16 protein-coding genes are annotated in these 9,537 nt (G+C 69.7%); 13 read left to right on the top strand and 3 right to left on the bottom strand.

All coding sequences use genetic code 11. The features are described from left to right. From ACT4N8_RS07540 to ACT4N8_RS07530, 3 genes are all read left to right on the top strand, one after another. On the top strand, positions 1-488 hold a 488-nt coding region (locus ACT4N8_RS07540; protein WP_444857520.1), incomplete at its 5' end, for a YybH family protein. 78 nt (positions 489-566) lie between these two features. Next, positions 567-1,145 carry a YqaA family protein gene (locus tag ACT4N8_RS07535; protein WP_444857519.1) on the top strand — a complete coding sequence of 193 codons (579 nt, stop codon included), beginning with the start codon at positions 567-569 and terminating at the stop codon, positions 1,143-1,145. A gap of 74 nt (positions 1,146-1,219) precedes the next feature. Beyond that, complete coding sequence (locus tag ACT4N8_RS07530) at positions 1,220-1,606, top strand: hypothetical protein (RefSeq protein WP_444857518.1); 387 nt, start codon at positions 1,220-1,222, stop codon at positions 1,604-1,606. Positions 1,607-1,621: 15 nt separating this feature from the next. Here the strand turns inward: ACT4N8_RS07530 and ACT4N8_RS07525 are convergent, their stop codons facing one another. Continuing rightward, positions 1,622-2,047, bottom strand: coding sequence for a two pore domain potassium channel family protein (locus ACT4N8_RS07525; protein WP_444857517.1), 426 nt, complete (start codon positions 2,045-2,047; stop codon positions 1,622-1,624). A 112-nt stretch (positions 2,048-2,159) separates the two neighbouring features. On the opposite strand from ACT4N8_RS07525, the gene ACT4N8_RS07520 reads away from it, so the two are divergent. The 5 genes from ACT4N8_RS07520 to ACT4N8_RS07500 all read left to right on the top strand — a co-directional run bounded on the left by ACT4N8_RS07520 (position 2,160) and on the right by ACT4N8_RS07500 (position 5,710). Further along, entirely contained in the window at positions 2,160-2,621 is a 462-nt protein-coding gene (locus tag ACT4N8_RS07520; RefSeq protein WP_444857516.1) for a hypothetical protein, read from the top strand. A gap of 16 nt (positions 2,622-2,637) precedes the next feature. Continuing rightward, positions 2,638-3,930: an SDR family oxidoreductase gene (locus ACT4N8_RS07515; RefSeq protein WP_444857515.1), complete on the top strand. Its 1,293-nt coding sequence runs from the start codon at positions 2,638-2,640 to the stop codon at positions 3,928-3,930. Further along, entirely contained in the window at positions 3,927-4,406 is a 480-nt protein-coding gene (locus tag ACT4N8_RS07510) for a DUF2269 family protein (RefSeq protein WP_444857514.1), read from the top strand. The genes ACT4N8_RS07515 and ACT4N8_RS07510 overlap by 4 nt, the downstream gene beginning before the upstream one ends. Before the next feature lie 87 nt (positions 4,407-4,493). Next, positions 4,494-4,919 carry a hypothetical protein gene (locus ACT4N8_RS07505; RefSeq protein WP_444857513.1) on the top strand — a complete coding sequence of 142 codons (426 nt, stop codon included), beginning with the start codon at positions 4,494-4,496 and terminating at the stop codon, positions 4,917-4,919. 23 nt (positions 4,920-4,942) lie between these two features. Continuing rightward, positions 4,943-5,710, top strand: a complete 768-nt coding sequence (locus ACT4N8_RS07500; RefSeq protein WP_444857512.1) for a hypothetical protein — start codon at positions 4,943-4,945, stop codon at positions 5,708-5,710. Positions 5,711-5,720: 10 nt separating this feature from the next. Here ACT4N8_RS07500 and ACT4N8_RS07495 read toward each other — a convergent pair whose 3' ends face one another. Beyond that, positions 5,721-6,230, bottom strand: coding sequence for a hemerythrin domain-containing protein (locus ACT4N8_RS07495; protein ID WP_444857521.1), 510 nt, complete (start codon positions 6,228-6,230; stop codon positions 5,721-5,723). A 260-nt stretch (positions 6,231-6,490) separates the two neighbouring features. On the opposite strand from ACT4N8_RS07495, the gene ACT4N8_RS07490 reads away from it, so the two are divergent. Together ACT4N8_RS07490 and ACT4N8_RS07485 are read left to right on the top strand one after the other, a co-directional pair. Continuing rightward, positions 6,491-6,685: a hypothetical protein gene (locus ACT4N8_RS07490; RefSeq protein WP_444857511.1), complete on the top strand. Its 195-nt coding sequence runs from the start codon at positions 6,491-6,493 to the stop codon at positions 6,683-6,685. A gap of 296 nt (positions 6,686-6,981) precedes the next feature. Then, the gene (locus ACT4N8_RS07485; protein WP_444857510.1) at positions 6,982-7,146 is read left to right on the top strand and encodes a Flp family type IVb pilin; all 165 of its coding nucleotides are present in this window, start codon (positions 6,982-6,984) and stop codon (positions 7,144-7,146) included. A gap of 346 nt (positions 7,147-7,492) precedes the next feature. Here ACT4N8_RS07485 and ACT4N8_RS07480 read toward each other — a convergent pair whose 3' ends face one another. Next, positions 7,493-7,645 carry a hypothetical protein gene (locus ACT4N8_RS07480; RefSeq protein ID WP_444857509.1) on the bottom strand — a complete coding sequence of 51 codons (153 nt, stop codon included), beginning with the start codon at positions 7,643-7,645 and terminating at the stop codon, positions 7,493-7,495. A 185-nt stretch (positions 7,646-7,830) separates the two neighbouring features. Here ACT4N8_RS07480 and ACT4N8_RS07475 point away from each other — a divergent pair, with 185 nt between their 5' ends. From ACT4N8_RS07475 to ACT4N8_RS07465, 3 genes are all read left to right on the top strand, one after another. After that, positions 7,831-7,986 (top strand): DUF3309 family protein, encoded by a 156-nt coding sequence (locus tag ACT4N8_RS07475; protein WP_444857508.1) that lies wholly within the window; start codon positions 7,831-7,833, stop codon positions 7,984-7,986. Between the two features lie 219 nt (positions 7,987-8,205). Continuing rightward, positions 8,206-8,703: a hypothetical protein gene (locus ACT4N8_RS07470; protein WP_444857507.1), complete on the top strand. Its 498-nt coding sequence runs from the start codon at positions 8,206-8,208 to the stop codon at positions 8,701-8,703. Then, positions 8,703-9,537, top strand: an 835-nt coding sequence (locus ACT4N8_RS07465) for a terminase large subunit domain-containing protein (RefSeq protein ID WP_444857506.1), incomplete at its 3' end; no start/stop codon positions are given. The genes ACT4N8_RS07470 and ACT4N8_RS07465, both read left to right, overlap by 1 nt.

Genomic DNA, 9,537 nt, shown 5'->3' with positions numbered 1-9,537 from the left:
CGGGCGCTCTCGCCGGCGCGACGCTGGCCGGCTGCTCGCCGGCGGCCAACGAAGCGGCGACCGCGAACGGAGCAGCCAATGCGGCGGCGCCCGCCGCTGCCGATCACGAGGCGGCGATCCGCGCCGTCACCGAACGCTGGCTGGAGCTAGTCCGCAATCGCGACGCCGCCGGAATCGCGCAACTTTACAGCGAGGACGGCGCCGTGCTTCCGCCGAACGCCCCGGCCGGGATCGGCCGTCCGGCGATCGAGCAGGTCTGGCGCGACATGATGGCGGCACCCGGCCTCGAGCTCACCTTCGCGGCGGAGCAGATCGTCGTCGCTTCCGGCGGGGACATGGCGCTCGACCGCGGCACTTACCGCATGGCCTATGACGGGCCGAACGGGCGCGTCACCGATACCGGCAAATATGTCGTTGTGTGGCGCAACATCGCGGGCGAGTGGAAAGCAGCCGCCGACATCTTCAACAGCGATCGTCCCGCTTCCTAGGAAGAGCCGACCGGATTCCGGCCCTAGTGCGGCCCGGCATTCCCCGCTAAGCCCCGGCGACCTATCACCGGGGCCGGGATGTTTCGACCGCTTTACGACTGGACGCTTCGTCTCGCCCATCACCGCCACGCCATCCGCTCGATGGCGGCGGTGTCGTTCGCGGAAAGCAGCATCTTCCCGATCCCGCCCGACGTGATGCTCGTGCCGATGATCCTGGCGCGGCGCGAGCAGGCCTATTGGATCGCGACGGTGTGCACGATCGCCTCGGTCGCGGGGGGGATGCTGGGCTACGCCATCGGCTATTTCCTCTACGACAGCGTCGGGCTGTGGCTGATCAACCTTTACGGCGCCCACGACGCGATCGGCGAGTTCCGCGCCTGGTACGACCATTACGGCGCCTGGGTGATCCTGATCAAAGGGCTGACCCCGATCCCGTTCAAGATCGTCACCATCGCGAGCGGCTTCTTCGCCTATAATTTCCCGCTGTTCGTGATCCTCGCGACGATCACGCGTGGCGCCCGCTTCTTCCTGATCGCCTGGCTGCTCAAGCGCTACGGCGAGCGGATGCAGGGCTTCATCGAGAAAAGGCTGAACCTGATCGGCACGATCTTCACCGTGCTGCTGGTCGGCGGCTTCCTGCTGATCGCTCTGCTCTGAAGCGGGTTTGGGCTCGACATCGCGGCGATCTCTGCCACAAGGCGGCTGCGACAGGGGACGATTTGCGAGGTGTTATGGGTCGTCCCCGCCCCCTGTTTGCGCTTGTCCTTTTTCTGACCGCACCCGCCGCCTTCGCCGCCCAGCGCGACGGCGGGCCCGTCCGGCAGATCAACATCACCGTCTATGGCGAGGAACGCTGCCCGGAGCCGGAGGGGGACGATATCGTCGTCTGCGCGCGGCGGCCCGAGGAGGAGCGCTACCGAATCCCGCCGGCGCTGCGCGAGCGGACCGACCGGCCGGCGGAGATCGCCTGGGGGACTCGCAACGACGTCCTGGAGGAGGACGCGCGGACGATGCGGCCCGACAGCTGCTCGGTGGTCGGCTCCGGAGGGCAGACCGGCTGCACCTCGGCGCTGGTCCGGCAATGGGCGGCGGAGCGCCGCGCCCGGCGCGGGCGCTGAGCGGGGGGCGGCGATTCAGGAGGGTTCGCGCAGCAGCTTGTTCATGTCGGTGACGAAGAAGGCGGTCGACCAGCCGAGCATCAGGAAGCCGATCACGCCTTCGATCGCGCCGAGGAGCCGCCATTCGACCGGAATCGCATATTCGGCATGGCCGAGGGTCGAATAAGCCGAGGCCGAGACGAACAGCGCCTCCTCGAGCGAGCCGATCGCGCCGACCGCGAAATAGAAGAGGCCGAACAGGACGATCTCGATCAGGTGAAGGCCGAGCAGCATGAGCGCGACCGCGGCGAGGATCACCACGGTGCGAAGGTGGAACCCGCCCGCGATGCGGCGGCGATCGAGGCCGAGGCCGTGGGCAATGCCGGCGACGCCCGCGCCATGGACGATCGTCATCGCCAGGGTGAGGAGTGCGGCCGCGCCGAGTTGGGTGGCGATAAGCATCGGCGGTCCTTACGGTCCGGCGCGGCGACCAGCAACGGTGGCGAGGGAACGGACTTTGGCGCGGGGCCGCGGGTAGGGTAGCTTTCCGTCCGAGCGACTCGGGGAGGATAGGATGCGGAGGAGATCGGCCGGAGCGTGGCTGGCCGCCGGCGCGGCGGCTGGAGCGGCCCTCGTCTTTTCGGCGGTGCCGGGGGCGGCGTGGGACGAGCCTAAGGGCAAGGCCGGCAAGCACGACCGCTATAGCCTGCCAACCCAGGTACCGGAGGCCGGCGAGCCGCCCGAGATCTCCTATCGCGGCTGCGCCACGTTCGAGGAGGAGGATTATCGCGGCCGGCGCGTGGACGTGCGCGCCGAGGCGTCGGTCGAATGGGTCGGCGCGGACCGGGACAATAGCATCTCGTCGCTCGCCTGCGCCTCCGGCTGCCGCCTGCTCGCCTACGCCCGGATCAATTTCGGCGGCGCGCGGCGCAGCTACCGCGGCGCCGCGCGCGCGCTCGGCGAGTGGAACGACAGGATCAGCGCGCTGCGCGTGATCTGCGCGGGCGACGCGCCGCTCATCCACCAGGGGCATTAGGGTCCACCCGGGAGGCATGCGCGTTCTTCTTCTCGGCGCGACCGGGCTGATCGGCTCGGCGATCGCGGCGCGGCTGAAGCGCGACGGGATCGAAATCGTCGCGGTGGCGCGCGGCGGCGGGACCGCGGCGGCGCGGCTCAATGCCGACGAGGTGATACGGATCGACCTGCGCGTCGCGGTCCGGCCCGAGGATTGGGCGGGGGTGCTCAAGGGCGTGGACGCGGTCGCCAATGCCGCCGGGGTGCTGCAGGACAGCGGGCGCGACGATGTCGCTTTGGTGCAGGAGCGCGCGCCGGCGGCGCTCTACGCCGCCTGCGAGGCGGCGGGCGTGCGGCGGGTGATCCACGTCTCGGCGATCGGGGCGGACGCGGGCGCGCCGACGCCGTTCTCACAAAGCAAGCACCGGATCGAGGAGCGACTGAAGGCGAGCGGGCTGGATTGGGTGATATTGCGTCCGGCGGTGGTGGTCGGTCGAGCGGCCTATGGCGGCAGCGCTTTGTTTCGCGCGGTGGCGGCCTTGCCGTTCGCGCCGGTGCAGGCGGGGGCGGGGCGGATCCAGATCGTCCAGCTCGACGAGGTCGCGGAGACGGTGGCGCGGCTGATCCGACCCGGGGCGCCGGCGCGGGTGACGCTCGATCTCGCTTTTCCCGAGGCGATGACGGTTGAGGATGTGGTTGCGCATTATCGGCGCTGGCTGGGGTGGGCGCCGGCGCGGGTGCTGCGGCTGCCGGGATGGGCGATCGGGATGGCCTATCGGCTGGGCGATCTCGCGGGGCGGCTGGGCTGGCGTTCGCCGCTGCGCTCGACCGCGCGGCGCGAGCTGGAACGCGGCGCGGTGGGCGATCCGGGCGAGTGGATGCGGGTGACCGGGATCGCGCCGCGCTCGCTGGCCGAAGCGCTGGCCGCCGAGCCCGCTTCGGTGCAGGAGCGCTGGTTCGCGCGGCTCTATCTGCTGAAGCCGCTCATCCTGATCGTCTTCGCGGCCTTCTGGATCCTGACCGCCTTGATCTCGCTCGGGCCGGGGCGGGCGATCGGCGAGGCGCTGCTGCGCGAGGCGGGGCTGGGCGCGTACAGCGACGCGGCGGTGATCGCGGGCTCGCTCGCCGACCTTGCGATCGGCGTCGGCATCCTCTTCCGGCGGACGGCGCGGCCGGCCCTGCTCGCGGCGCTGGCGCTCGCCTTGTTCTACGCGCTCGCCGGCTCGCTGCTGCTGCCGCGGCTGTGGGCCGAGCCGATCGGGCCGATGCTGAAAATCTGGCCGATCCTCGCGCTGAATCTGGTCACGCTGGCGATGCTGGACGAGAGATGACGGCCTATTTCATCCTCAAATATCTGCACGTGATCGGCGCCGCGGTGCTGCTCGGGACGGGGGCGGGCATCGCCTTCTTCATGCTGCTCGCGCACCGGACCGGCGACGCGCGGCTGATCGCCGGGGTGGCGCGGATCGTGGTGATCGCCGATTTCGTGTTCACGGCTACCGCCGTGGCGGCGCAGCCGGTGACGGGCTGGCTGCTCGCGCGCGAAATCGGCTATCCGCTGAGCGAAGGCTGGATCGCGCTCTCGATCCTGCTCTATTTGGTCACCGGCGCCTTCTGGCTGCCGGTGGTGTGGATGCAGGCGCGGATGCGCGACCTGGCGCGGGCGGCGGCGGCGGCCGGGGAACCGCTGCCGGCGGCCTATCACCACCTGTACCGCCGCTGGTTCGCGTTCGGCTTTCCCGCCTTCGCCTCCGTCGCCGCGATCTTCTGGCTGATGATCGCGAGGCCCGAGATCGCCTTGTTCTGACCCGCCCCGGCGCCGTCACAAATCGCTTGCCACGTGCCCTGAACAGGCAGAGGCTTCGCGTGCTGAGTCAGGGTCATGGGGGGAGCCATGAGACCGGGACACAAGATCAATCGACGCTCATTCCTGGCGCGGGTCACCGGCGGCGGCGCGGCCCTGGCGCTCGCCGGCGCGGCGCGGGCGCAGATCACCGACCGCGATCCGACCGACCCGGTGGGCCGGGGGCGCGGCGGCGGGACCGGCATCACCGATCAGGACAGCGGCTATGGCGCCGATCCCGCGGGACGCGGGCGCGGCACCACGGCGCGGCAGGGCACGGGCGTGACCGACAGCGACAGCGGAGCGGGCGCGGACCCGGTCGGCTGCGGCCGCGGCGGCGGCGGACGGCCCGTCACCGGCATCACCGACCGCGACAGGGGCGCCGGCGCCGATCCGGTCCAGCGCGGGCGGGGCAGCGGCGCGGCGGACGACCGCTACGCCGCGCTCATGCGCTGCCAGCGCGGGTTTCGGGAGTAGGACCCGCGCCGAGGGAGGCGATGATGAAGCCCTTGCACAAGCTCTGCCGCCGCTCCTTTCTCGCGCGGGTCGCCGGCGGCGCGGTCGTCGCGGGCGGGCCGCTGGCGCTGGTCGGCGGCGAGGCGCGGGCGCAGATCACCGACCGCGATCCGACCGACCCGGTGGGCCGGGGGCGCGGCGGCGGCACCGGCATCACCGACACGGATTCGGGAGTGGGCGCCGACCCGGCCGGGCGAGGCCGAGGGGGCGGGCCGCGGCCGGGCTCGACCGGCGTCACCGACAGCGACCCCACCGATCCGGTCGGGCGCGGGCGAGGCGGCACCGGCATTACCGACAGCGACTCCGGCCCCTATGCCGATCCGCGCGGCCGTGGCCGGGGCGGTCTGCGCGGACCGAGCGAGAGCAGCCCCTACGATCCGGCGCAGCGGGATCTGCGCTGCGACAACAATCGGCGGCTTTATGCCGAGCTGAGCCGCGACGGGCCGACGCCGGACACCTGGTCGGAGGGGCAGTTGCGCGTCGCCCAGGCGGATTATCAGGCGGTGATGGGCGCGAGGACGATGCAGGAGCAGAATCCCAGCGGCGATCCGCGGATAATGGATCAGGCCTGGGCGATCGTCAGCCCAATCGCGCAGCGCTGGAGCTTTCCCTTAGCGCGCTATCAGCCCTGGTACGGTCTGAGCTACCACATCTCCAACCAGATCTACGCCGCGATCAACTCGCCCGTTCGCGCCGAGCGGCTCCGCCAGCTGCAGCAAGCCCGCACCAACCTCGCCGCGCTCGGCTGCTGAGCCGCGACAATCAGGCGGGCGCCGCCTCGACGACTTTTGGCCTGGTCGGGGGCAGGCCCTCGCGCTCGGCCTGGGCCATCAGCTCCTCCTTGCGGGCGAGCATGCGATCGCGCAGCGCGACGAGGTCGACGTCGGTGTCGCGGCACTGGGCGAACATGCCCTCGGCGGGGCGCTCCTCCTCCTTGACGTGATGCTCGATCTGCTCCTGGAGGACCTTGACCTTGGCGTCGTAATAGTCGTCGCCCTCGCCGCCGGCCTCGATGTCGTTGATCAGGACCTTGGCGCCGTCATGCTCGACATAGGCTTCGGCGAGAATCTCCTCCTCGATCTTGCCCTCGAAGGCGGGGTAGAAAATTTCCTCCTCGATCATCGTGTGGACCTTGAGCTCGGTGCAGATCCGGCGGGCAAGCTTCTCCTTGCGGGCGGCGTCCCTCGCGCTCTCGAACGAGGCGAAGAGATGCTCCACCTTGCGGTGGTCCGCCTTCAGCAAGGCGATCGCGTCGGTATAGTCCTCGGCCATTGGATGCTCCCATTTGCGTTGCTGAAACAGGGTGAAGGCGGAGCGGGCGGCCATCAGCCGTTCCCGCGCCGGCGGCGGGTCTTGTGGACCGTCCTGCTCTCGTCATGCTCGGGCATGGAGCCTCTCCCGTCGATGGCTGCACAACGCCGCGATCGCCGGTTCGTTTCCGTGCCGGACCGAAAGCTGATCCAGATCAACGGGAAAGCGGAACCGGGCGGGGTCCGGGCGGGTTGGGACGGCTCAGCCTCACGGGAGCGACGATGCCGAGCGAAGCCGACAAGGACTATTATCTGGAGCGGGCGGAGGCCGAATTGACGCTCGGCGACGAAGCCGGCGACAGCCGCGCCGCCTGGGCGCATTTCCAGCTCGCGGGGAGGTATCTGGATCTGGTTTATCGGGACGGGGAGGAGCGGGAGGCCGACGAAGAGGCGATTTTGGTGGGGACTTTCGAATAGGTTCGCGCGAGCCCGACCCGTCGGCCGGCCTGGCCGAGTCCGCGGCCAACTTGCGGCCGCTTCGCGTCCGCCGCGATTGGCCGCGGCTCGTCTGCGGCGAAGAAGCCGCCGTCCTTTGGCCCGGGCGGCGGCTTCCACATGGCCAATTGAGACCGTGTCATCACTGGCGCGCCGCTCATAGCATGCAAGTTACCGGCCTGTTAACCATGTTTCTCCACGCTCCCTTAGTGGCGTTCGGGCGATGGCGGACGCGGCGGCAGGTCTCTCTGTCGTCTAAAGAATGAGGGACTGTGGACATGAAGAAGCTTTTTCAGTTGCTGCGTGACAGCAAGGGCGCGACCGCCATCGAATATGGTCTGATCGCCGCGCTGATCGCCGTTGCCGCCATCACCGCGATGCAGGGCCTCGGCACCAGCCTCAACCAGACCTTCACCAACGTTTCGACCGCGATGAGCGGCTAAGCAACGGTCTCATACCGAGTTGCGAAGGGCCGGCGGGGCGACTCGCCGGCCCTTTTCTGTTGGGTCCGGCTGTGATTGCGGACCGTGCGCCGCCAGAGCTGGATTTTAATGGGGACAAATCGCGCGCCTAGCGCTTTGCCCATCGCTCCTCCGCCGCCTTGCGCGCGATCTCCGCCCGGCGTTCCGGCGTCATGTTCTCGGCGCGCTTATTCCCGCCCCGGCGGCCAGGCTCGGCGGCGGCGCTTCGCACCGGGTCGCGCTCGTCCCCGACCTCGCCGTCGCGATCCCGCCGGCCATGACAGCCCGGCCCACGGCATCGGCGGGACGCTTCTCGCCGCGCGGGCATTCACGCATTGGCGGCGTTCGCAATCCGGTCGTCGAGGTTGGCGATCCGCGCCATGAGGCCGACATGGCGCCCGACCGTGGCCTCCTGTTGATTGTAGCCGTCCAGCGCCGCCTGCAGCCTTGCGCGCTCCTTGAGCATCTGGTCCCTGTCCACGCGGCCTCCATACTTTGTGCCAAGCATATAGGAAGCGGGGGCACCGCGCGCCATGGTCGGCGGCTGATGAAACCGAGCCTCGGCCCGGCGCGCCCCATGCGCCGGATCAGGAACCTCCCCGCGCCGATGGCGTTTCGAGCCTGGAACGATGCGGCCTGTCGCCGCGTCTCAAGCGGAGAGATTTCATGCTCAGCACCATTCTGATCATCGTCCTTGTCCTGCTCCTGATCGGGGCGCTGCCCTCCTGGGGCCATAGCCGCAGCTGGGGCTACGGGCCCTCTGGCCTGCTCGGCGTGGTGCTGATCGTGCTCGTCATCCTGCTCCTGATGGGGCGGATCTGAACCAGGCGGCGCAAATTTTTCGAACCGACATGGAAAAAAGTGCTTGACAGCGTCACGCTGATATGGCACATTCTACCCATGCTGAAGAAGTGTAGCTGATTCGCACCGCCCACTCGGGAGAGGGCGGGCGACAGCAGGACGCTTCGGAAGGCTTGCAGGAAAATTTTCAAGGCCGGCGCGGCAATGCCGCGGCCGGCCTTTTCATTTGGCGAGGCAGGGATGAGCGACGAACCGGAGCGGATCGTGTCGGGCGGCAAGAACGGCAAGCAGGTGCGAAAGGTGCGCAAGGACGGGTGGACGGCGGAGAAACGCGAAATTTTCCTCGATCATTATGCCGCGACCGGCAATGCCGCCGAGGCCTGCCGCACCGCCGGCATGGCGGAGGGCGCCGCCTATCGGCTGCGCCGCCGCGACAGCGAGTTCGCCGAGCAATATGACGCGGCGCACGCAATGGCGAAGGCACGGCTCGAGGAGCTGTGCATCCTCTATGCGCAAAGCGGCGGGCGGATGACTCCGGTCGAGCCGGGCGAGATTCCGCCGGTCGATCTCGGCCAGTTCGACCCCGCGCTGGCCCTGCAAATCCTGCGACACGCGCGTCCAAGCACGGGCGGCGGCCGCCGCGTCGGCGCACGTCCGAGGACGGCGAGCAAGGCGGAGCTGATCGGGGCGCTGACGAAGCTGCTCGCAGTGCTGGACCGCCGGACGCGGCGGGGTTGATGAGCGAAATCGAGGCGCTTCGCGACCTGGCTAAAGCGCTGGGCGGCCGGACGGCCGAGGAGATCGCCTATGTCCTTGCGCGGCTGACCGAACCTCAGCTCCGGAGCCTTTTCGAATGCTGGGCGCTTTGGGCGCATGACGGCCAGCTCGCTCCGGCCGGCGACTGGAGCGAGTGGCTGATGATGGCGGGGCGCGGCTTCGGCAAGACCCGCGCCGGCGCGGAATGGGTGAGTGAATTGGCGCGCAGCCATCCCGGCGCCCGGATCGCCCTGATCGGCGGCACGCCGGCCGAGGTGGAGCGGGTGATGATCCAGGGGGAAAGCGGCCTGATCGCGGTGGCCCGGACCGGGGAGGAGGTGGGTTGGCATCCCTCCCGCGGACTGGTTCGGTTCTCGGGCGGGGCGGAGGCGTTCGTCTATTCGGGCGCGAACCCCGATAGCCTGCGCGGGCCCCAGCATCACTTCGCCTGGTGCGACGAGCTGGCGAAATGGGCCCATCCGCAGGCGACATGGGACAATCTCAAGCTGGGGTTGCGGCTGGGAACGCGGCCACGGGCGCTGATGACTACGACGCCCCGGCCGATCGCGTTGCTGCGTCGATTGGTCGGCGCGGCGGACACCGCCATTTCGCGGGGACGAACGCGCGACAATTTGAACCTGCCGGATGCGGTCCAGGCGGAGCTGAACGACCTCTACGGCGGCACCCGCTTCGGCCGGCAGGAGCTGGACGGCGAGCTGATCGAGGAGGTGGAGGGCGCGCTGTGGACCCGCGCCGGGAACGAGCGGGACCGGGCGCGCGCGCCGGCGAGCTGCAAGCGCGTCGTGATCGGCGTCG

The organism is Sphingosinicella sp. (genome assembly GCF_052387495.1).
GTDB lineage: Bacteria > Pseudomonadota > Alphaproteobacteria > Sphingomonadales > Sphingomonadaceae > Allosphingosinicella.
This window is presented reverse-complemented; position numbering and strand designations above follow the sequence as displayed.